Here is a 21,601-nt window from a genome sequence, read left to right on the forward strand (position 1 = left end):
GCAGTAAAGGTCGCCCGTTGAAGCAGAAAACTTGCGACGGTCGTGAGAAAGTCGCCTAAGAGCTTTTGCTTTTAGAATCCCCCGCTTGAGCTTGTCGAAAGTGGCGGGAGTATGTCAACGAAACGGATTAATGATATTCAGCATTGGCCAAATCTTCGCATAAGGCTTTGTTCTCTTGCTTTGAGAAGCCCATGGTCCAACTACGAATACCTTGCAAGATTTGACGGTAATCTTGCTGCGTAGACAAGTATTGAATAGCCGCTTTTGGATCCTCTAACGATGGCATCAATTCATGCAGCTGCACGTTATAAGATTTATAAAAGCGCTGTTTTTGTTTGCCAGTTAACATCGGCGGGCAAATCTCTGATAACACATGCATCACCGCAATTTCATGCTTAGTGATATTAATGCCCGATAAATCTACTGGAATGGTAGTCGACGCATTGGACGCAGCTTGGGTCGCTTGAGACAGCATAGCAATAGACGTTATCAGTCCTGCAAGACCAACTTTTGAGGCGGTCTTTGCTATCACAGAAGCTATAGATAATATCGATTGATTTTTCATTCAGTATTACACTCGCTTATCTTTGTTTGATGGTGCTATGTTAATGGGTAAAAAAATAAAAGTCACATAAAATATTGATTTATGTGTAGATATATTGTGAGCTAAGCCGCCTTTACAGCAACATATCAGCATTATATCGCCCTAAGTTACCTCAACATAAAAATATCAATTGATCATGTTGTCTCTTGTTGCCTACTGTAACCCCAACGTTTTACCTTTTGCAAAAGATGCTTGCTGCTATTATTAAAATTATGAATAAAATCAAATAGTAAGTTGAACTTGCTCAAAGTCTGGGTTCGCCTCGCGAGGCGAGTAGGGTATAATCGCCCAAAATCTAAAACGCGACAGCGCTATCTATAATGTCTGTCTTTATTTTTCTTGATTTCGGCAGGCATAATTATAGCGGTTTTAGGATAAAAAAGTAGAGAACCTGACAGACGGTCATTAATGACGATATTAAGCAGAGTTGGGCAAAAATGAAGATTTTAATGAGTAATGATGATGGGGTGCATGCGCCTGGGTTGTTGGCGCTTTATCAGGCATTGTCAACCGTCGCAGAAGTGGTGGTGGTTGCGCCAAGCAACGAGCAGAGCGGCTGCGCAAGCGCTTTGAGCATCTCAACGCCGTTATATACCCATAAGTTAGATTCGGGTTTTATAGCGGTCAATGGTTCACCCGCTGATTGTATCTACTTGGCGTTACATGAACTCTATCGTCATAGCGATTTTGACTGGGTGATTACTGGCATCAATTCCGGTGCCAATCTTGGTCAGGACGTATTGTTTTCGGGTACCTTTGGCGCTGCATTGACCGCGCAGCTTTTTGGCATACCAGCGATCGCAACCTCTTTGGTAGGTGGCGGCACAAAAAATGACGAAGCGCAGCAGGCCAGTCATTATCAAATGGCGGCCAATGAGATTGTCAAACTCATGACCGATACACCGATATTGGAGGCTTGCAAAAATTTGCCCTATCATGTATTAAACGTTAATATTCCTGATGTCAAAAGCGTAGCTGCGATTAAAGGTCGAAAAATAACAGCGCTGAGTCACAGTCAGATTGCGCGTCCCGTTCATCATGTGGTCGATCCACGCGGACGCGATGCCTACTGGCTATCGTTACGCAAACGCCAACGGGAATTATTAACAGACGACGCAAGTATTGAATCAGCAGAAATACAGATGATGGATGACCAAGCGGTGGCAGCAGGGTATATTAGTGTATCGCCTGTGCGCCTGCATCATACGCCGACCGAAACCCTTGCGTCACTCTCAGCCTTAGTACTGTAATTAGCCCTCTAATTAGTGCTGTAAATTGACTGATTTATCTAAGTTTATGATGATATTTGCCCGTGCTTAAATTGGCCAATGCTTAAATTTATTAGTACTAAATTTGCTAGGGCTTAAAATCGCTAAAAACCATTTATTATTGAATGAGCTAAAAACCATTGGTTATTAAATGAATAATTATGGTGTTTAGGACATTAAACGTTATAACCGTTAGCAAAATGCTTGTGAGTAACACAAGGAGTTTGTGAGTAACATAAAGAATAGGAAATCTTGTATGAAGAAGCTTATTGCTGGATCACGCTTAGCAACCCTAGCCTTGATGGGAACATTGACGGCAGCGACCGTGACGATGGTCGGCTGTGCCACCAAGCCTACTTATCAAGGCGCTAATCAGGGTCCGAAGATTATCACCAATGGACAAGGCGTGCCCAATTATTATCGTGTGCAGCGTGGCGACACTGTCAGTCAAATCGCCGCCCGCTATCGTCTCAATTATCGCCAAATCGGTGCGATCAATGGTTTAGATAGCAAATATACGATTTATAGTGGTCAATGGCTCAAATTATGGCAAGTCGAGCCAGTAAACGCCAATAATAACAGTCGCTATAATGCCCCTGCTCAAACACGGCCACAGCCGAGTTATACACCGCCTGTGAACAATACTCCGAACTATTCGCAAACGCCTGTTTATGAAGTGACCGCCAACGCAACATCGGGTTATGAGTATCCAAGTCGCAACCAAGTGATTCGTAACTTTGATGCTGCTGCCGGTAATATGGGTATGTGGTTTGCCGGTAATGTCGGTGATCCAGTGCTTGCCAGCCAATCGGGTACGGTACTCTATTCAGGTAACGGCCTGCCTGAGTATGGCAATCTAATTATGATTCGCCATAGCGATAACTATATTACCGCCTATGCGCACAACAGTGCCTTGCTGGTAAAAGAAGGTGAAGCGGTACAGCGCGGACAGCGTATTGCAAATATGGGTAGCAGCGGTGAGACCAATCAGGTCGGCTTAGAATTCCAAGTACGCCTAAATGGTAACCCTATCGACCCACGTGCGGTGCTTGGACGTTAAATTTTAAGACGTTAGATTTTAAAACGTTAAATTTGCTGCAATTTTTTGGTGGCTGTTAATTGTTATTGCTTGCTCGCTATTAATTATTAGCTATCAGTTGCTTTACTTATTCATATTTGAGAAATTTATGTTATTAAACAAACAATACCTTGCCTTGTTTCCCGCGTTAGTTATGGTCGGCTGTACCAGCCAGCAGGCAATGCAAAAGCCGAGTACCCCTGTACGCCAAGGTAATGTGCAAATTACCCAAACCCAAACCATTCAGGTAAAGCCAACGCCTGTACCAGTCGTCAAGCCGCAGCCGGTTACTAAACCAAGCTATAACAGTTTTTCCGATTGGAAGTCTGATTTTTCGATGCGCGCCATTGCAGCGGGTCATGATGCTTCAACCGTGCGTCGTTTAATGGACATGGCTTATTTAAATCAGCAAGTTATCTTGCTGGATTCAGGGCAGCCAGAGTTTTCTAAAATGCCTTGGGAATATGTCGATTCTGCCGTATCAGATGGCCGTGTCAGCACAGGTAAGCGTAAGTTTGCCGAGCAACGCGCATTTTTATCACAGTTAGAGTCGCAGTACGGCGTCAATGCAGAAATCATCGCTGCGATTTGGGGCATGGAGTCATCATACGGTGTGGTAACGGGCAATAGCAGTATTCCAAGCTCGCTTGCCAGCCTTGCTTATGATGGGCGTCGCCAAGAATTTGCTGAAACCCAGTTATTGTCACTAGCGACGCTATTGCAGCGCGGCGATGTCTCATGGTCACAGCTCGATGGCTCTTGGGCAGGCGGTATGGGGCAGACGCAGTTTATCCCTGATACCTGGCTGAAACACGGCGTTGATGGTGATGGTAACGGTCATCGTAACCCATGGGCAACGAGCGATGCTCTGGCCTCTACTGCCAATTACCTGAGTAATTCAGGTTGGGTGCGAGGCCTTGCGCCATTTTATGAAGCGACTGTACCTGCGTCGTTTGATTACTCAACGGTTGGTACCAAGCAACCTGCGGCTAGATGGGCGGCGATGGGCGTGGATACCATCGCTGATGTTTATTTAGATGCCAATACGCAAATGGAGCTATGGCTACCTGCTGGTAAAGATGGTCCAGTCCTATTACTTAGCCCAAACTTTGATGTCATCAAGGTTTACAACAACTCATCAAACTATGCGCTTGGTGTGAGCTTACTTGGTAAAGCGCTGGCAGGTCAGAGCGGCTTACAGAAATCATGGCCGCGCTATGAGCGTCCATTATCGACCGCGCAAGTGCGTAATTTGCAGCAGCGTTTAACCAGCATGGGTTATGATACCAAAGGCGCTGATGGCATCGTTGGTACCAATACGCGTAAGGCGTTCCAGCGCTGGCAAGCAGATAATGGTCAAACGCCAGACGGCTTTATTACTCAACGCACAGCATCTTCGTTGGCAGGATGGTGAGACAGAGTAAAGTCACTGTTTTTGGATAATCGTTATTTACAACGATGGTTTAAAAATAATTAACTCTCATAAATAAAAAAACTCCGTGCTAAGCGGAGTTTTTTTGTTCGTACAATTTTATAAAAATTGTAGCAGCAGTTTAGATAGAGTTTAGACAGTCATCTTAAACTCAATCAACTCAAACCCAGCATCGTTATCGCCTGTATCGCCATCTGCTGTCACCGCCCCAATCACCGCACTGACTTTTGGCTGGCGTGAGTCTTTATCAAGCAAGCGCCAATCACCAAGTACATAGCGTTTTTTATCTGCCGTCGCCTGATGAATAGCTGGGCGATGGGTATGACCATGTAACAACGCATCGCTGTCTGCTATGGCTTGTATTACTGCATCTTCATTGACGTCCATGATATAAGCGGCTTTGTTGGCATTATTTTGCTGACTTTTTTGCCGTAATTTATCTGCGATGGCTAAACGTTTTGTCAGCGATTTATTGAGCAAATACCACTGGGTCAAACGGTTACGCATCATTTTGCGAAAAAACTGATATTTTTTATCATCGGTACATAAGGCATCGCCGTGTTCTAAGCGGTAATTCTGCTGTCCGACGGTTAAATAATACGGCTCATAAATCAGCTCACCGCCAAATAAGCTACAAAAGGGCTGACCTAAGAGGAAATCACGGTTGCCATGCATGACCAATATCTCACAGCCAGCTATCCGTAGTTTTTTTAGTTTAACGATAAGCGGCGTGAGCCAATGGATTTGGCGCGCGTCTTCTGACAAAGTCAAATAAGCGTCATCGCCAATCCAAACCTCAAACCAATCGCCTAAGATAAATAAGCGTTTAAGCGTAGGCAAGGCAAGGCAATCATCGAGCAGGGCCAAAAAAGCCTGCACTAAGGCAGGCTCTTCTGGCGATAAATGCAAATCGCTAATCAAAACTTGCCGCACCTCATGAGGGCGGGTCGTGATTAAATGATTAAAGCTTTGCATGTATCTTTATCCTCATAAGGTAAGATAAGCGGCTATTAATGACAAACCGCTTATCTTATACCGTTTATAAAAAACGATTACTGCGTAATGATAGTCGCAGAGTTGATGACTACAGGCTCGTTTGGCACATCAGCATGCATGCCAAAACGGCCGGTTGGTACACCGCGCATTTTGTCGATAACATCCATGCCGCTAGTGACTTTACCAAATACGGTGTAGCCCCAACCCTGCATGTTTTTGCCAGAATGGTTTAGAAAATCGTTGTCTTTTACGTTAATAAAAAACTGGCTGGTTGCTGAATGTGGGTCTTGCGTACGGGCCATCGCAATCGTACCTTTGTCATTTTTCAAGCCATTGTCCGCTTCGTTTTCAACGGGTGCATTGGTTGCTTTTTCATTCATTTCAGCGTCCATACCGCCGCCTTGAATCATAAAGCCGTCAATGATGCGATGAAAAATCGTTCCGTCATAATGACCAGATTTTACATAGTTTAAAAAGTTTTCGACCGTTTTTGGCGCTTTTTCTTCATTGAGTTCGATAACGATCGCACCCATATTGGTGTCAAGTTCTACTACTGGTGGCATGTCTACCATGTGATATTCCTTTTTTGATTGTAGCGCCTAAAATAACGCTGTTAAGTGGTGGTTAAAAAGTTAGTGACTAAAAAGTTATGGCTAGTCTAACGGCTTTTTTGTCGTCTGTCATGTATCAGGCTGTTAATGCCTTTGCAAAAGCTGATAGAATAACGCAACGTTATCTTTTATCAGCGATTTTTGATTGATTATTTTAAATTTTCTTATTTTGAACCTTTTATAAAGCGTAATGACACGTGTTATAGACTGAAACCTTGCGCTAGGAGCAATGAGTAATGAGTGAGCACTCAAGCAACAATGTACAAAAAGACGAACAAAAAAACGATTTTATTCGTAATATCATTCGCGATGATGTCAAAGCGCAAAAATATCCGCAAATCGTGACGCGTTTTCCACCTGAGCCAAACGGCTATTTGCACTTAGGTCATGTCAAATCTATCTGTTTAAACTTTGGTATCGCCGAAGAGTTTGGCGGCGTTTGTAACTTACGCTTTGATGACACCAACCCAACCGCAGAGAAGCAAGACTATATTGATAATATTGAAAATGATGTGAAATGGCTTGGCTTTGAGTGGGCAGGCGAGGCGCACCATGCGTCAGGCTACTTTGACCAGTTGTACGCATGGGCCGTACAGTTGATTGAGCAGGGTGATGCTTATGTGGACTTGCAATCGCCTGAGCAAATTCGCGATAATCGTGGCTCATTTAATGAAGCAGGCACGCCGTCGCCGCAGCGTGATGCCAGTGTTGAAGAAAACTTAAAGCTCTTTAATGATATGAAAGAAGGCAAGTTTGCCGAAGGCAAAGCCGTGCTGCGCGCCAAGATTGACATGGCAAGCCCAAACATGAATATGCGCGACCCTGTTATCTATCGTGTTATGCACCAAGCCCATCATCAAACCGGTGATAAATGGTGTATTTATCCGATGTATGATTTTGCCCATCCGCTCTCTGATGCACTCGAAGGCATTACCCATTCTTTATGTACACTGGAATTTGAAGACCATCGCCCGTTTTATGATTGGGCAGTTGAAAAAATTGGCTTTGATGTGCCGCCGCACCAGTACGAGTTTAGTCGTCTAAACGTCGACCATACCTTGACCAGTAAACGCAAATTAAAGCAGTTGGTTGACGAAGGTATCGTTAGCGGTTGGGATGATCCACGTATGCCGACGATTGCAGGTATGCGCCGCCGCGGTTATACGCCTGAAGGTTTACGCGATTTTAGTGAACGCGTCGGCGTGACTAAGGTAGACAGCGTCGTTGATTTTCGTCTATTAGAATTTAGTATTCGTCAGTCATTAGAGACGACGACCGCGCGCGGTATGGCGGTTCTCAAACCTTTAAAAGTGACGATTACTAACTTTAGCGATGCGGTTAGCAGTTGGGAATCGCAAAAAGCTGATAGCGTCAATGCGCGCTGGGATGAAGACGCTCAGACTTTATGGTTAACCCAGCCAAATCATCCTAACGTTGATATGGGCGAGCGTGAAATTCCGTTTACCGAAACCCTTTATATTGACCAAGGCGATTACGAGATTGAGCCGCCAGCAGGCTATAAGCGTTTATCTCCAGAAAAGCCAGAAATCCGTCTGCGTAACACTTATGTGTTGGCAGTGACTGAGCATGTGCTAGATGACGCAGGTAACGTGGTTGAGCTAAAAGCCACGATTGACCCTGCGACTTTGGGTAACAACCCTGAAGGCCGTAAGGTTAAAGGCGTGATTCATTGGGTCTCAGCAAGCCAAGGCGTGCAAGCGACGGTACGCATGTATGAGCAGCTATTTAGCGCTGAAGATCCAAGTAGCGTCGCCGAGGTTCATCAAGCGCTAAATCCTAACTCGTTGATTGAGCTCGATGCCGTAGTTGAGCCATCGCTTGCTAATGCCAATGCTGGTACGCGATTCCAGTTCGAGCGTGAGGGCTACTTTATTGCTGATAGTGAAGACCACTCGAGCGACAAGCCAGTGTTTAATCAAATCGTGAGCTTACGTGACAGCTATAAACCGGCTTAGTGTAGAACTATTGGCTCTATTATTAAAGTTTAAAACGTTACTCAACAATAGTAGTTTTCAAAATCGCCCATTTCTAGTACGCTAGAGATGGGCTTTTTTATGAACGTGGATTTTCTTGAAGGGTTCAGAATATTGATTTGGTTAATGTTTTAAATGCAAACTTGGATTCTTAGTAATAAATGGCATAAGCGCATTACAATCCATCACAAGACATTCATAACCAGTTTGCTAAGATAGAAGAGAATTCTTGCTGACGTAATTTGAGTTATTGTGTAGTATTGACCGAGTATGTTGATAGCTAAGTACATTTATAACTAGGAACATTTATAACTAAATACGTTTATAACAATAGAGCGCATGGATACCTTTAGAGGTGAATAAATACTAACGCTCATCACTCATATAAATAAGGAATAAAGCATGGCAAATTTACGTTTAGGTGATACTGCACCAAATTTTGACGCGACAACCACTGATGGTGATATCAATTTCCACGAATGGGCAGGGGACAGTTGGGTTGTCTTTTTCTCACATCCTGCAGATTATACGCCAGTATGTACCACTGAGCTTGGTCGTACCGCAGCATTAGGCGGTGAGTTCCAAAAGCGCAATGTAAAAGCAATCGCCCTATCAGTTGATGGTTTAGAGGACCATAAAGGCTGGGCCAAAGATATTGAAGAAACCCAAGGTACCGCTGTTAACTTCCCTATCATTGCCGATTCAGACCGCAAAGTGGCGGATCTTTATGACATGATTCATCCAAATGCCGACAATACCGCGACGGTTCGAAGTGTGTTTATCATTGATCCAAACAAAAAAGTACGCTTAACCCTGACTTATCCAGCTAGCTGTGGTCGTAACTTCGATGAAATCGTCCGTGTTATCGATGCGATGCAATTGTCTGATGAGTATAATGTCGCAACGCCAGTTGATTGGAAAGAAGGCGATGACGTTATCATTCCACCAAGCGTGAAAAATGAAGATATCCCCGCCAATTATCCAAAAGGCCATACCGAAATTAAACCTTATCTCCGTACCACGCCTGCGCCTAACAAATAAGTTGAGCAGCTAGTCCAAGCAGTTGTTTCAAGTTAATAAGCCCTATGACGTCATGTTATAGGGCTTTTACTTTTTCAGATTTTCAGCCTTTTATTAGAAGAGCATATTGCATGAGGTTTTGTTATGATAATAACAGGCTGAAATGTCTACACATGATATTCACAGTTTTATCCATGAACGATAATGCAATAACCATAATAAAACCAAAGGGCGCTGAGTCGCTTTAAAACCGTCTTACAAGGAGTTTGCCATGAAAAAATTATACTTAACCCGTACCGCCCCAAATCCACGTAAAGCGCTTATTTTATTAGCGTCAAAAGGTATCGATGTCGATGATATGGATGATCTTGATGTGGTCGATATCGACTTCGCTACCAATGAGCAGATGTCCGAGGAATTTACCAAAATTAACCCTATGCAGACGGTGCCGGTATTAACCTTGGATGATGGTACGGTGCTGAATGACTCGCAGGCGGTATGTGAGTATCTCGACCGCGTCTATGGTGAGCGTTCAGTGATGGGTAATGACGTCGTACAGCGGGCGCAAGTATGCTCGATGCGCCGTATTGCCGAGTTTGAGGTGCTATATAACTTTATGCTGGCGTTTCAGCATAGCCATCCGTCCAAAGCGCAGCGTGTCGAGCAAGTACCTGAGTTTGTCGCGCCCTCTATTGCCCGCGCGATAAAAGCCCTACCTTATTTTGAAAATGCCTTAAACGGTCATGATTATTTGGTCGGTGAGCAGTTGAGCTTTGCCGATATCGTACTGTATTTGGGTCTAGATTTTGGTAAAGCGCTGAAAGTAAATCCGAATGAGCAAGGTGAGAATTTGGCGCGTTTTTATCAAATGATGCATGAGCGCTTTAGTATTAAAAATATGGCAAAAGCCAAACCTGCTTATGATGAATGATAAGGTCGCTTTATAAACCGAGCTTTACATAGCCAAAAGCCTTAATTAGCTAACAACCATATTAGCCAGTTAAGGCTTTTTTTAATGACAAAATCAGAAAAACTATCGAAAATAGTTACTATCAATCTATAAAATTAAACACTTTGTAACAATAATAGATAACATCGGCGCTACAGTGGTCAAATTATGAACACTTTACAAAAACAGATACAATTGCAATTTGTATGGTAAAAACTTCGTATGCTAGAAAGCGGAATATCGAAAAGGTTTACTCACAAGGTATGACTGTTATGACCTCATCTTTTGACACCCAATATTTTACGGAATCATCTTTTATAAAGTCTTTGGCTAGATTTGCTGTATTGCCTAGCATTCTAGCGGTAAGTCTGACATTAACTGCCTGCCAAGAATCCTCAGTACCAAGCGAGAATGATGTACAGACAGAAAATGCTAACGAAGTCGATGGTAATGCTGCTACGCCTGATGCTACGCTAGAAAATGATGAGTCCAAGGCGGCTGAGATGAGCACTGAAGAACAAATGATAGCCAATCTTACCCGTTATCGCTGGACACTGATGTCTGCAAGCGATAAAGGTGCACAGCCACTAAATACATTGCTCGATATCAAAGACCAAGTGCGCTTGAGCTTTAGCCAATACCAAGGCGAGAATAGCTTAAACTATAGTGTCGGCTGCAATACCATGAGCGCAGGTTATCAGCTTCAAGGTCAGACGTTGACCATCGAAGACGGTATGAGCACCAAAATGTCGTGCGGTGAGCTTGATAAGGCTGAAAACCAATTGAATGAGCTAATGCAAGGTGAGAATCAATTGACCTTAGTATTAGACGCCAATGTCGAAAACGGTCGTGCTGAGAGCGCAACGGCTGAAAGTCATCAACCCGTCTTAACGCAAATCACAAGCGACGCGGCGACGTTAGTTTGGGCAGGAAAGCTGACTTCGCAAGCCAAATATAACAGTAAAGGTGAAACGGTATTTTGGGCGGTCAATGCTAAGAAAGTAGCCTGCGCTGATAAGAGTTCAGAGTTATGCTTACAAGTAAAACCCATTACTTATGATGACCAAGGTATCAAAGTTAGTGAAGGTGAGTGGACAGCCTTTAACGGTGAAATCGATGGCTATCAGCCTGATGGTATGCATAATGAAGTACTGCGTCTCCAGCGCTATGAGTTAGACGCTAACGAGAATGCAGAAGCGCAAGAATATGCCTATGTACTCGATGCAGTGATTGAGAGTAGCGTGGTAGAGTAATGCTTTGTTAAAGTAGGTTTGTTGGTCATTTTTATTATTTAAAATTATGACTTAAATAGAAGAGATAATTTAAACAAAACACGCGCCGTTTGGACGCGTGTTTTTTTATGGGCGTTTGCTTTATTCTATGAATATCTGTTTTTATATTAACGCAAATTGCCCAAGTCTTCTTCGGTCAAACGCCAGCGGCCTTTTTTCTTCGAAGCGCCGCGTCCGCGCATGGCGCTATTCATTATGAGTTTGTTCATGGAATGGCTTGAATGCGCATGACAAATGGCGCAGGCAAGGCCATCAGCGGCATCTTGCTGCGGCACCACCTCTAACGCCAAAATGCGGCAGACCATTTCTTGTACTTGCTCTTTTGCCGCCGCACCATAACCGCAGACCGCTTGCTTAATTTGGCGAGCGGTATATTCCGATACTTCTAAATCAAGAGCGACCATAGCGGCAATCGCAGCACCGCGAGCTTGCCCGAGCTTCAACGCTGAGTCTGGGTTTTCTGCCATAAAAACTTGCTCGATAGCGGTATAAATCGGCTCATCGCCATATTTTAAATGATGCTGGGTGATACGCGTTAAGCCATTAAAAATACGCTTTAGGCGCTCAGGCATCTCTTTGGTATCTGTACGAATGGTGCCTGCGTCTATATACGTAAGTTTGTCGCCCGTTTGTTGGATAATGCCATAACCGGTCATGCGCGAACCTGGGTCAATCCCGATAATAATTGCCATAGTATTCCGTCTTACTTACATTTTGTTTTATGGCTTAAAAATCAGCCGTAAGTTTGATAGTATAGCAATCAATCCCCATATACATCATATGTTAGCCATATTAATTTGCATGGCGCTTAATTTTTTAGATTTTATCTTATAGGACGACACTTTATGGGTCAGATAGTTGGTATTGCCATCGTTTGGTTTATTATCGAGATGCTGCTGTGGTATTTGCTTGCTCAATTTATGAGCGGTTGGTGGGTGTTTATGTGGTTTATTATCGCCGCCGTTATCGGTATCTCTCTTATACGTAAAGGGATGGCAGCACTCAATCCAATGGCGCAGCAGATGAAAGCGGGCGGTATGATGAACCCTGCGATGCGTCCACAAGAATCAACCATGATTAAAAGTGTCGCTGTAGCAGCGGCGGGTCTTTTGCTGCTGATTCCAGGTGTGTTAAGTGATTTATTGGCGTTATTAGTAATATTACCGCCGGTGCAAAAAAAGCTCAAAGACTTTGCTAATAATTACGTTATGAACAATCAGCAAAAAATGATGGAGATGATGGCAAAACAGATGGGTGGACAAAACCCGTTTGGTGGCGCAGGCGGCATGGGCGGTCAGAATCCATTTGGCGGTGCTGGTGGTATGAACAATCAAAATCCATTTGGTCAACAGCAACAAAATCCGTTTGGCAATGTGTTTAAACAACATACTACTGTCGATGGGACGGCTAAAAACATCCCTAAAGATGTGAAGAAAATTACCAAATCTGCCAATGATGAATAATCAATTTATTATTAAATAGATATTCTTGCCGACATAAAAATGCCCCTTTTATCATTAATAAAAGGGGCTTTTTGAGTTTTAAAACTATTTTTTATAAAAGATAATATTTATAAATAAAATAGTGAATAACTGAATAAAACAACCGAAGTGCCGCCGTAAGATGGTGACCCATGAACCGTGAAGTTCAGGGCGGATGCGTCACTGCCTCTGCAGGTTTCCTGAGACACCGCAAGCGGTGCAGGCATACACAATGAGGCAATAGGTACCACATCCTGGTAAAGCATTATCGGCTCAGGGAATAAACATCTACTAGCCAACACTTCAGAATATAATTATCTTAACCAATGACTTGAGTGATTGCAAGTACGATTTACAGATTGCTACGTAGGGTTAATGAGCAGCATGAATGATGTTGAGTGTTCATTGTATTTACCATGAAATGGCAGAACTTTTAAGGGCATAAATATGGCTTAAAAGGACGATTTTTCAGCTATTTTGAGATATGTGTTAATATAGAGGACTGTAAACATCCTAAGATAGCATTCTAGGCGTTCATTCACTTGAGGAGCGGTAATCCATGACCCATAACCAGCAACAAGCAGAAATTATCGACGATAGTCAGGCTCAGCTCAATAATAAGCAAGATAGCGAGCAAAATAAAAAAGTGCCCCATGTCTTAATGATATTAGATGGTTTTGGGCATCGTGAAGACGATAAGGATAATGCGATTGCTGCCGCCCATATGCCAAATTTAGATAAGATTTATCAGCAATATCCGCATGGATTGATATCGGCTTCAGGAGAGGATGTCGGTCTGCCAGATGGTCAGTTTGGTAACTCAGAAGTTGGTCATATGAATTTGGGCGCTGGCCGCGTGCTTTATCAAGACTCCACTCGTATCTCAAATGAAGTCGCCAATCGTGAGTTCTATAAAAACGAAGCACTGGTTAATGCCGTAAAAGCGGCAAATAAGCTCGGTGGTAACGTGCATATTATGGGATTGTTGTCTGATGGCGGCGTGCACTCACATCAAGACCATATCGAGGCTATGTGCCATTCGGCATTGGTACACGGTGCCAAAAATGTCTTTGTGCATTGTTTTTTAGATGGCCGTGATACGCCGCCAAAATCTGCTGATAAGTACATCAACCGCTTACGCGATCATATTGCTAAGCTCAATGACCACTATGAAGGTGGCCGCGTGCAAATTGCCAGTATTATTGGGCGCTATTATGCAATGGATCGTGATAATCGCTGGGACCGCGTGCAAAAAGCCTATGAGCTTATCACCGAAGGTAAAGCCGATCGCTTAGCCACGCGCGCCGATGGCGCCATACAAGCGGCGTATAAAGCACGCGAAACCGATGAGTTTATCAATCCAACGGTGGTGATTGGTCGCGACGAAGTGCCTTATACCGTCGATGACAATGACGCACTTATCTTTATGAACTTCCGCGCTGACCGTGCCCGTGAGCTTGCGCAAGCCTTTGTGCTACCAGATCATGAGTTTTCTGGTTTTGCCCGTCATAAGCAACCAAAGCTTGCCGCTTTTGTGATGTTGACCAAATACTCTGACGTGTTAGCGGACAATCCAAAAACCAGTATCGCTTATTATCCAGCGTCTTTGACCAATACGCTTGGCGAGTATTTACAAGATAAAGGTAAAACCCAGCTACGTATCGCTGAAACTGAAAAATATGCGCACGTGACCTTTTTCTTTAGCGGCGGCCGCGAAGATGAATATGAAGGCGAGACGCGGATTTTAGTGCCATCGCCTGATGTTGCTACTTACGATTTACAGCCAGAAATGAGTGCGCCTGAGGTGACCGATGAGCTGGTCGCTGCTATCGAGTCGGGTAAATACGATGTTTTAGTAGTCAACTATGCCAACGGCGATATGGTCGGTCATACAGGCGTCTTTGAAGCTGCTGTCAAGGCGGTAGAGGCGTTAGATGTGTGCATTGGTCGTTTAGAAAAAGCGGTACGTGCTGCGGGTGGCGACATGCTGATCACTGCTGACCATGGCAACTGTGAGCAGATGCAAGACTATGAAAGTGGTCAGGTGCATACGCAGCATACTACTGAGCTTGTGCCATTGATTTATATTGGTGAGAAAGCCGTAAAAGTACGTAGCGGTGGCAAGCTTAGTGATATTGCGCCTACGATTTTGGCATTAATGGAAATCGAGCAACCAGATGAGATGACCGGTAAAAACTTACTGCTTTCGGCTACATAAACTAGACATTTAATAGGGTCATTTATCAGTCTATTACTACTGCTAAAGCTATTGAGTTTTATAAAAAGGGAAAGATATTGAGTGTCTTTCCCTTTTTTTGCATTTTTTTTTGCGCATCCCCGCATTTTGCTTGATACATATTGTTTAAGTTACTTGCAATACTGTCCTAGTCTTAGGTAGAAGCGCAGTGTTATTTTAGACGACATTGTTCATGAATAACTTTATAATCATAAATATCCATATAATCCAAAAGTTATAAAAATAATAACCAAATCCTTTCTTTGAGTAATTTATTATGCGTCCAATTCGCCCTTTATCCTTATTGCTGTCTAAAAGCTTGAGAAATATCATCTTGCCATTGCCTGTTGATTCTAAATTTATTGGTTCTAAATCTTTTAAAATGAAGTCTTTTAATGTCAAATCAATCAGCTCTCAGCTATTAAAACCCGCTCTTATAAGCAGTGTAGTAGGGCTAGGTGTGGTCAATATGCCAGCACAGGCTGCTACCAATGATAATCAAAAAATCAATAATACTGGCAAAAATCCTACCGCAAGCTTGCAATTGATTGGGCTTAACGACGACGATGTATCCTTAAGTAATGCCGAGCAAGCTAATAACGCCGACGATTTATCAGATATCGCCGATATGCTCGAATCTGCCGATCAAGTCGATGACTCGATAGATGCTGTTGCCGATGAAAGCGCGCTAAATGACGAGTCAGACGTGATAAACACCGATATTCCCGCTGAAGTTGCGCAAGTATCGTTAAAGGCCATTTCGCCTGAAACGCTCAAAACCTTTGTGGCCGTCGTTGATTTGGTACGACGCGAATACGTGGATACAGTCAATGACGAAGAGCTATTTAGCAACGCCATGAGCGGTATGTTGACCAAGCTTGATAGCCACGCTGAGTTTTTGGATGCAGAAGCTTATGAGAATCTGCGTGCTTTTACTGAAGGCGACGTCGGTGATATCGGTATCAAGGTGCAGTATCAGCCTAAAGTAGGCTATTGGGTGATTACTGAGGTAGTTGATGGCTCGCCTGCCGATAAAAAAGGTATTGCCGTTGGCGATTATTTGCACCAAGTGGACGAGTTTAAACTTGGCGAAGACGAAGAAAGTAATGACATTGAGCAATTGCTAACGGGCATTGCAGGTACCCAAGTGGATGTCGTGACATCAAAAGCAGGACGGCGTAAACATACCACGACTTTACAGCGTAATCACAACCATCCACAAATTATTGAAACACGGCTGGTAGATGGAATGGCTATTGTTAGATTACCCGCCTTTCAAAACAATAGCCGTGAGAAGCTGTTACAAGGGTTAATTGATTTGGACGCGCCTGTTAAGGGAATTTTATTAGACATGCGTGACAACCCAGGCGGTGTATTGGCGTCAGCGGTAAGCGTTGCCAGCTTATTTATGACCAATACCGATGTGGTACAAGTCAAAGGTCGTCAAAGCGACTCACGCACACTATCGACGCAAGGTGCAGCGTTATTAGATACTATGCCAGTTGTGGTGTTGCAAAATCGTTATTCTGCTTCAGCGGCTGAGGTCTTAGCCAGTAGTTTGCAAGCGCAAAAACGCGCGACTATTTTAGGCGAGGTCAGCTATGGTAAAGGTTCAGTGCAGTCTGTGATACCGCTGAATGACGAGCAGGCGGTGAAGCTGACCGTTGCCCATTACATGACCGCTTCGGGTAAAAAAATAGATGGGGTTGGGGTAGCGCCTGATGTGACTTTAACAGGAAATGAAAGCACATGGGAGCAACAGGCGCTTGATTTACTCAGACAAAAAGCCTTGCCGTCGGGTGTTCGCTTTGTACGCAAGCCTCAAGCAAAAAACGTTCCTAATCAAGATGATACTAATAATAAAGTTGTTAAAAATAAAGTGACTCAAAACAATACAATCATCGAGCACGTGACTGAAAAGCCGACTGAAAAGCCAAAGGTTAGAGCCAAGCCTTAATTTAACTTTTATCTACATATGAGTACTTATTTATTGCTCAGATTGATTTTCAGCAATTTCAAGCTTTGACATACGATAGCGTAACGAGCGGAAAGTGGTGCCCAACAATTCAGCAGCTTGGGTCTTATTCCAGTTTGTCTGTTTAAGGGCGGTAATAATCAACTGCCTTTCCTGCTCTTGCAAATAATGCTCTAAGCCTTGGGCAGGTAATTGACCCGCGCTAATATTTTCTTGATTTACGGATGGTTTTGAATCTTCTAGCTTCTCAATCTCATTTGTTAATGGTTCTGATATAGCGCTGGCTGCTGCTTTGCTTTATCAGGTTGTGCTACGGGACTGGTCGCCGCGCGCGCATTCATTGAAGGATAGTGCTGAGTAATCGTGCGATAAGGAGATACAGTGGCTTTTGCCTGTTGCAGGCTGTCTTTTTCTGCACCTTCTACGTCTTTTTTTACCGCATTATCTTTTCTAGATTCTATTACTACGCTTTCACTTTTATCTAAAATAGCATTGCTTGAAAGGGTCGCTTTGTCAGCGCTATTATTTTGCTCTACTTCTGCAATAGCTTCTTGCGTGTTCTCTAATTGTTCATTGTCTACATCAGCTAAGCCCAAATGACTCGCATCAATAGTGGATGTCTCCGCTAAGGTTATCGCGCGTTCAAGGATATTACGTAATTCGCGTACATTACCCGCAAAGTCGTGATGTTGTAGGCGCGCGCACGCAGCATGGGTCAGTGTTGGCGGCGACTCCAATTGCCATTCGTCCGCAATCAGGGTCAAAAAGTGCTTGGCCAATACCGGTATATCATCACGTCTTGCGTTAAGCGTCGGCAGTTTAAGCTCAATGACATTGATGCGGTAATATAAATCTTGGCGAAAGCTACCTTCTTGTACCAGCTGATTTAAATCCTTATGCGTCGCTGATAGGGTACGAATATCAACTGGCACTTCTTTGGTATCGCCGATCGCGCGCACAGTTTTTTCTTGAATGGCGCGCAGTAATTTGACCTGCATCGCTAGTGGCAAGTCGGCGACCTCATCTAAAAATAGCGTACCGCCATTAGCCTGTTGAAACAGTCCTTGTTTATCAGCCACAGCGCCAGTAAAGCTGCCTTTTTTATGACCAAAAAATTCTGACTCCATCAGCTCTTATGGAATCGCGCCGCAGTTGACTGGTACAAAGCTGCTATTACGGCGCGGACTTAAGTCATGGACTAAGCGCGCAACCACTTCTTTACCAGTGCCTGACGCCCCCGATAAAAAAACTGGCGCTTGCGAGCGCGCTAATTTTAAAATGGTATTTTTTAACGGGTGCATGACAGCTGAGTCGCCAATCAGACGGCTATCGAGCATTTGCTGCTCAGGTGTTGACTTTGCGGCGTTATCTTGATGAATAACCTTGAGTGCATTTTCAACCAATTGACGCAGGCGCGGCAGCTCAAGCGGCTTATTAACAAAGTCAAAAGCGCCCAGCTTCAGTGCTTCAATCGCCAAATCCATACTGCCATGCGCGGTAATCACGGCAACGGGCGTACTTGAGCTGCTGCTAATATGCTTAACCAACTCTAAGCCTGAACCATCAGGGAGTTTTAAATCGGTTAAATAAAAATCATAGTCGTTTGCTTGCCAATAGGCTTTGGCTTGCAACAAGGTATAAGCCACATCGCTTTTGATGCCCATTTTGGTTAAGGTAATTTGCATCAAGCGGCATAAATCTACTTCATCATCAACGACTAGCGCGGTTGTGGTCATACATCATCTCATTGTCTTAAAATACTGCAAGGCATTAAAAATAGGTTTTATCTAAGTTTTCAACTGCTTCATTATCAATGGCCGCGTTGTCAGTAGCAGGCGCAATCAAACGAAAACAGGTTTTTTTGTGTTCTGGAATATAAAGTAGGCGCGCATGGTTGGCCTCACAAAATGCTTGCGATAAATACAAGCCTAAACCTGTGCCCGCCTTATCAGTGGTAAAAAATGGATTGAACAAGTGGTTTAAATCTGCCGTGCTTACACCTGTGCCATCGTCCAATACATCAATTATAACATCGTTATCGGCACAATAAATTTCGATTTCCACAACGGCATGAGGGTGAGCATAATTGCTATGACGTAAGCCATTGTTAATTAAATTGATAAAAATTTGCTCTAATTGATGCGGATCAAAGGAGATGGTCGGCTGCGCATGACTGTGTAAAAAAACATCGTGACCTTGAAAATAGTTTGTCAAAAATTCTGGCATCCAGTCGGCAAGAGCAATTAATTGCTGCTTAGCGGTTTGCTGGCGTGACAGTTTTAAAACGTCTTCAATAATACGATTAACGCGCTTTGTTTGCGTGAATATCATTTTATAAAGCTCATGATTGCCAGCCAAGGCATCATTTGCGCTTGCACTCTCTATGGCCTGACTTTCTTCAATATCTTCTATCAGTAGTTGACTGGCTTGCGAGATAGCGGCTAAAGGATTTCTTATTTCATGAGCAATACTGGCGGTCAGTTGCCCGAGTGAGGCCAATTTTAACTGTTGGGCGCTGGCTTGTTCGCGGCGTAAGTCTTCCAATATGACAAGCTTACTGTCATCTTTTAACGGAATGATTTCGACGCGAAGCTTACCAAAGACAGAGGCATTGGCAGTAGCTGGCAATTCATAGATAAAACTGCGAGATTGTCCTGTTTCTATCGATAGGCAGGCTTCAAAAAGCTGCAAATGTTGCGCGCGAAACTGCTGCTGAAAGTCGGCGAGTGGTTTGTTTGCAATATGATTTTTAATATTATTTGAAGAGTTGTTTGCATGGCTGTTTAAAGAATTGTTTAACAAGTTGTTTGGCGAGCTACTGAGCGCAGCATTTGTCTCAACATACTCTGCCTCCATTGCCGTAGTATTTGGAATACTGAGTAATTGATAAGCCGCAAGGTTAGCTAAAACTACTTGTTCACAATCGATAACAATGACACCGTTGGCCATTTGGGGGATGACTTCTTGATTGATAACGTTTAAGCGTTCGACTTCTTTGGCGTGGCGGGCCGCTACTTTCTCAACTTGTACCAAGCGCTGCGAGATTGACCAACTTAAACCGCCGACTGCCAAGAAGCTGGCTGACATCAGGAGCGCATCACCCAAATTTGCCAAACTCATGCTATTGGCAATCGCATAAAAAACTGCTGATAGATAACGAAAATAATCGCCAGTAAAGTAATAATCAGCGCTTGCGAGCTATGAAGCAGCATAAAGCTGGCGGCAACCACCACCATATACAGCATGGTCAACTGCAAATCAGGCGCGCCAGCGGTATAAAGCAGTAAGCTTAAAATAATGACGTCTACTGCCAAACCAAACGCCAGCTGTTGCCGTGGATGCTTGGTCACCACATAAAATAAACCCAATAAAATTAAGCTTAGAAGGACATAAAAACTGAGCGCGGTTTGCTGCAAAAAACTTGGTAATGATGAGCCATCGTTAGCGCGCGCTGTGATATACACCATCAGCATCGAAAATAGGCTGACGACAAAGCGATAGCTGCTATAAATCAGACCTAGCCTGCGCAACTGCGGCAAAGGTAAGGTGTCATCGCGCTGAAAATAATCAATAACAGTCGCGATGACGCTACTAATAGAGTTCATAGGTTTCGACGGCGCAGGTTTTAGAAATTTCATAGGCGTTAAGGGTTTCGGTATTTCTATAGGCTTTAAAAATTAACCGTCATAAAAGAAAAGACGCCTAAAATGCATGCGCATAGCGACTTACGGTTGAATAAGCCCATGGCGAATGGCCAAATGGGTCAGCTTTACATCGCTATCGACACCGACTTTTTCATAAATACGGTAACGATAAGTATTGATGGTTTTGACGCTGACAAATAGTTGATCGGCGATTTGCTGCGGACTTTGGCAATTTACCACCATCATCGCGACCTGTTTTTCACGGTCACTTAATAAGTCAAAAGGTGAGCTGGCATTATCAGATAGCAGAACATTCGCCAATTGCTCGGCAACGTCTTGGCTAAAGTAACGCCCGCCCTGATAGACTTTTTTCACCGCGCGTATCATCTCATCAAGCGGCGTCCCTTTGGTGATATAACCATTGACACCCGCTTTGATGAGCATCGACGGGTAAGGCTGCGCTGACATGCTACTCACGGCCAAAATCTTAAAGCCCATATCAAGCTGAATAAGGCGTTTGGTGGCTTCAAGCCCGCCAATATTGGGCATATTGACATCGAGCAATATCACATCCGGACGCAGTTGTTTTGCCAATTTAATCGCCATATCGCCGCTATCTGCTTCGCCGACGACTTCGATATCGGCACTATCTGCCAACATGCGGCTAATGCCCATTCGCACCAAATCATGATCATCTACTACTAGTACTCGAATCATAGTTATACTCTTTTCTATTGGTCAGAATAAAGGGTGCACTGTTAAACTTAAACTATCTAAATGATTTTATTTTCTTATTATAAATGTCAGCTGCTATAAATTTATTGACTAAAATATGTAAACTCACAAACTCCCTTATATTAAGCAGCATACTTTTATATGAACCTTGCAATTGTGCCCTTATAAGCTTAAATGTAATGCTATATTGCGCCATTGTTAATTAATATTGCTGTAATATAAAGTAAATGTAGTAAAATTTGAATGTGGTCAAAAAACGACATCTAATTGATTTAGTAGATTAAAC

18 protein-coding genes, 1 other RNA gene and 1 pseudogene are annotated in these 21,601 nt (G+C 43.5%); 10 read left to right on the forward strand and 10 right to left on the reverse strand.

Features of this window, described 5'->3' with window-relative positions; genetic code table 11:
• Positions 1 to 127: 127 nt before the first annotated feature.
• Positions 128 to 565, reverse strand: coding sequence for an MCR_0457 family protein (locus A7325_RS07915; RefSeq protein WP_068406636.1), 438 nt, complete (start codon positions 563 to 565; stop codon positions 128 to 130).
• A gap of 488 nt (positions 566 to 1,053) precedes the next feature.
• Here A7325_RS07915 and surE point away from each other — a divergent pair, with 488 nt between their 5' ends.
• From surE to A7325_RS07930, 3 genes are all read left to right on the forward strand, one after another.
• Positions 1,054 to 1,854 (forward strand): 5'/3'-nucleotidase SurE, encoded by an 801-nt coding sequence (gene surE / locus A7325_RS07920; RefSeq protein WP_227514967.1) that lies wholly within the window; start codon positions 1,054 to 1,056, stop codon positions 1,852 to 1,854.
• Between the two features lie 274 nt (positions 1,855 to 2,128).
• Positions 2,129 to 2,932: a peptidoglycan DD-metalloendopeptidase family protein gene (locus A7325_RS07925; protein ID WP_068406640.1), complete on the forward strand. Its 804-nt coding sequence runs from the start codon at positions 2,129 to 2,131 to the stop codon at positions 2,930 to 2,932.
• 127 nt (positions 2,933 to 3,059) lie between these two features.
• A complete protein-coding gene (locus tag A7325_RS07930) occupies positions 3,060 to 4,364 on the forward strand; it encodes a lytic murein transglycosylase (RefSeq protein ID WP_068406644.1) in 1,305 nt (434 codons plus the stop codon).
• Between the two features lie 150 nt (positions 4,365 to 4,514).
• Here the strand turns inward: A7325_RS07930 and A7325_RS07935 are convergent, their stop codons facing one another.
• Both A7325_RS07935 and A7325_RS07940 read right to left on the reverse strand, forming a co-directional pair.
• Positions 4,515 to 5,357, reverse strand: coding sequence for a UDP-2,3-diacylglucosamine diphosphatase (locus A7325_RS07935; RefSeq protein WP_068406647.1), 843 nt, complete (start codon positions 5,355 to 5,357; stop codon positions 4,515 to 4,517).
• Positions 5,358 to 5,434: 77 nt separating this feature from the next.
• Positions 5,435 to 5,950 (reverse strand): peptidylprolyl isomerase, encoded by a 516-nt coding sequence (locus A7325_RS07940; RefSeq protein ID WP_068406650.1) that lies wholly within the window; start codon positions 5,948 to 5,950, stop codon positions 5,435 to 5,437.
• 275 nt (positions 5,951 to 6,225) lie between these two features.
• On the opposite strand from A7325_RS07940, the gene A7325_RS07945 reads away from it, so the two are divergent.
• The 4 genes from A7325_RS07945 to A7325_RS07960 all read left to right on the forward strand — a co-directional run bounded on the left by A7325_RS07945 (position 6,226) and on the right by A7325_RS07960 (position 11,205).
• Entirely contained in the window at positions 6,226 to 7,965 is a 1,740-nt protein-coding gene (locus tag A7325_RS07945) for a glutamine--tRNA ligase/YqeY domain fusion protein (RefSeq protein ID WP_068406653.1), read from the forward strand.
• Between the two features lie 420 nt (positions 7,966 to 8,385).
• Complete coding sequence (locus A7325_RS07950) at positions 8,386 to 9,024, forward strand: peroxiredoxin (RefSeq protein ID WP_068406656.1); 639 nt, start codon at positions 8,386 to 8,388, stop codon at positions 9,022 to 9,024.
• Positions 9,025 to 9,274: 250 nt separating this feature from the next.
• The gene (locus A7325_RS07955) at positions 9,275 to 9,934 is read left to right on the forward strand and encodes a glutathione S-transferase family protein (RefSeq protein ID WP_068406659.1); all 660 of its coding nucleotides are present in this window, start codon (positions 9,275 to 9,277) and stop codon (positions 9,932 to 9,934) included.
• A 290-nt stretch (positions 9,935 to 10,224) separates the two neighbouring features.
• Positions 10,225 to 11,205, forward strand: coding sequence for an META domain-containing protein (locus A7325_RS07960; RefSeq protein WP_068406662.1), 981 nt, complete (start codon positions 10,225 to 10,227; stop codon positions 11,203 to 11,205).
• Positions 11,206 to 11,351: 146 nt separating this feature from the next.
• Here A7325_RS07960 and ruvC read toward each other — a convergent pair whose 3' ends face one another.
• Positions 11,352 to 11,936 (reverse strand): crossover junction endodeoxyribonuclease RuvC, encoded by a 585-nt coding sequence (ruvC, locus tag A7325_RS07965; protein WP_068406664.1) that lies wholly within the window; start codon positions 11,934 to 11,936, stop codon positions 11,352 to 11,354.
• A 153-nt stretch (positions 11,937 to 12,089) separates the two neighbouring features.
• Here ruvC and A7325_RS07970 point away from each other — a divergent pair, with 153 nt between their 5' ends.
• Entirely contained in the window at positions 12,090 to 12,707 is a 618-nt protein-coding gene (locus tag A7325_RS07970; RefSeq protein ID WP_068406667.1) for an FxsA family protein, read from the forward strand.
• A gap of 135 nt (positions 12,708 to 12,842) precedes the next feature.
• On the opposite strand, the gene ssrS is transcribed toward A7325_RS07970, so the two are convergent.
• A non-coding RNA gene (gene ssrS, locus A7325_RS07975) (6S RNA) lies at positions 12,843 to 13,038 on the reverse strand.
• A 246-nt stretch (positions 13,039 to 13,284) separates the two neighbouring features.
• Between ssrS and gpmI the strand changes: the two genes are divergently transcribed.
• Together gpmI and A7325_RS07985 are read left to right on the forward strand one after the other, a co-directional pair.
• Positions 13,285 to 14,943 carry a 2,3-bisphosphoglycerate-independent phosphoglycerate mutase gene (gene gpmI / locus A7325_RS07980; RefSeq protein ID WP_082894350.1) on the forward strand — a complete coding sequence of 553 codons (1,659 nt, stop codon included), beginning with the start codon at positions 13,285 to 13,287 and terminating at the stop codon, positions 14,941 to 14,943.
• Positions 14,944 to 15,238: 295 nt separating this feature from the next.
• On the forward strand, positions 15,239 to 16,918 hold the full coding sequence (locus A7325_RS07985; protein ID WP_227514968.1) for a S41 family peptidase: 1,680 nt from the start codon (positions 15,239 to 15,241) through the stop codon (positions 16,916 to 16,918).
• 30 nt (positions 16,919 to 16,948) lie between these two features.
• Here A7325_RS07985 and A7325_RS13995 read toward each other — a convergent pair whose 3' ends face one another.
• The 5 genes and pseudogenes from A7325_RS13995 to A7325_RS08000 form a co-directional block, all read right to left on the reverse strand.
• Complete coding sequence (locus tag A7325_RS13995; RefSeq protein ID WP_264753705.1) at positions 16,949 to 17,080, reverse strand: helix-turn-helix domain-containing protein; 132 nt, start codon at positions 17,078 to 17,080, stop codon at positions 16,949 to 16,951.
• Between the two features lie 116 nt (positions 17,081 to 17,196).
• Positions 17,197 to 18,672, reverse strand: a pseudogene (locus A7325_RS14000) (sigma-54-dependent transcriptional regulator).
• Between the two features lie 34 nt (positions 18,673 to 18,706).
• A complete protein-coding gene (locus A7325_RS07995; protein ID WP_227514970.1) occupies positions 18,707 to 20,056 on the reverse strand; it encodes a sensor histidine kinase in 1,350 nt (449 codons plus the stop codon).
• Complete coding sequence (locus A7325_RS14005; RefSeq protein WP_227514971.1) at positions 20,053 to 20,574, reverse strand: hypothetical protein; 522 nt, start codon at positions 20,572 to 20,574, stop codon at positions 20,053 to 20,055. Before A7325_RS14005 ends, A7325_RS07995 begins: the two co-directional genes overlap by 4 nt.
• An 87-nt stretch (positions 20,575 to 20,661) precedes the next feature.
• Entirely contained in the window at positions 20,662 to 21,297 is a 636-nt protein-coding gene (locus tag A7325_RS08000) for a response regulator (protein ID WP_068406669.1), read from the reverse strand.
• Positions 21,298 to 21,601 lie beyond the last annotated feature (304 nt).

This window comes from Psychrobacter sp. SHUES1, from assembly GCF_001652315.1.
Lineage (GTDB): Bacteria > Pseudomonadota > Gammaproteobacteria > Pseudomonadales > Moraxellaceae > Psychrobacter > Psychrobacter faecalis.

Coding starts and splice junctions, on each gene's coding strand:
- A7325_RS07915 (WP_068406636.1), bottom strand. CDS start 565: ATGAAAAATCAATCGATATTATCTATAGCTTCTGTGATAGCAAAGACC.
- surE (WP_227514967.1), top strand. CDS start 1,054: ATGAGTAATGATGATGGGGTGCATGCGCCTGGGTTGTTGGCGCTTTAT.
- A7325_RS07925 (WP_068406640.1), top strand. CDS start 2,129: ATGAAGAAGCTTATTGCTGGATCACGCTTAGCAACCCTAGCCTTGATG.
- A7325_RS07930 (WP_068406644.1), top strand. CDS start 3,060: ATGTTATTAAACAAACAATACCTTGCCTTGTTTCCCGCGTTAGTTATG.
- A7325_RS07935 (WP_068406647.1), bottom strand. CDS start 5,357: ATGCAAAGCTTTAATCATTTAATCACGACCCGCCCTCATGAGGTGCGG.
- A7325_RS07940 (WP_068406650.1), bottom strand. CDS start 5,950: ATGGTAGACATGCCACCAGTAGTAGAACTTGACACCAATATGGGTGCG.
- A7325_RS07945 (WP_068406653.1), top strand. CDS start 6,226: ATGAGTGAGCACTCAAGCAACAATGTACAAAAAGACGAACAAAAAAAC.
- A7325_RS07950 (WP_068406656.1), top strand. CDS start 8,386: ATGGCAAATTTACGTTTAGGTGATACTGCACCAAATTTTGACGCGACA.
- A7325_RS07955 (WP_068406659.1), top strand. CDS start 9,275: ATGAAAAAATTATACTTAACCCGTACCGCCCCAAATCCACGTAAAGCG.
- A7325_RS07960 (WP_068406662.1), top strand. CDS start 10,225: ATGACCTCATCTTTTGACACCCAATATTTTACGGAATCATCTTTTATA.
- ruvC (WP_068406664.1), bottom strand. CDS start 11,936: ATGGCAATTATTATCGGGATTGACCCAGGTTCGCGCATGACCGGTTAT.
- A7325_RS07970 (WP_068406667.1), top strand. CDS start 12,090: ATGGGTCAGATAGTTGGTATTGCCATCGTTTGGTTTATTATCGAGATG.
- gpmI (WP_082894350.1), top strand. CDS start 13,285: ATGACCCATAACCAGCAACAAGCAGAAATTATCGACGATAGTCAGGCT.
- A7325_RS07985 (WP_227514968.1), top strand. CDS start 15,239: ATGCGTCCAATTCGCCCTTTATCCTTATTGCTGTCTAAAAGCTTGAGA.
- A7325_RS07995 (WP_227514970.1), bottom strand. CDS start 20,056: ATGAGTTTGGCAAATTTGGGTGATGCGCTCCTGATGTCAGCCAGCTTC.
- A7325_RS14005 (WP_227514971.1), bottom strand. CDS start 20,574: ATGAAATTTCTAAAACCTGCGCCGTCGAAACCTATGAACTCTATTAGT.
- A7325_RS08000 (WP_068406669.1), bottom strand. CDS start 21,297: ATGATTCGAGTACTAGTAGTAGATGATCATGATTTGGTGCGAATGGGC.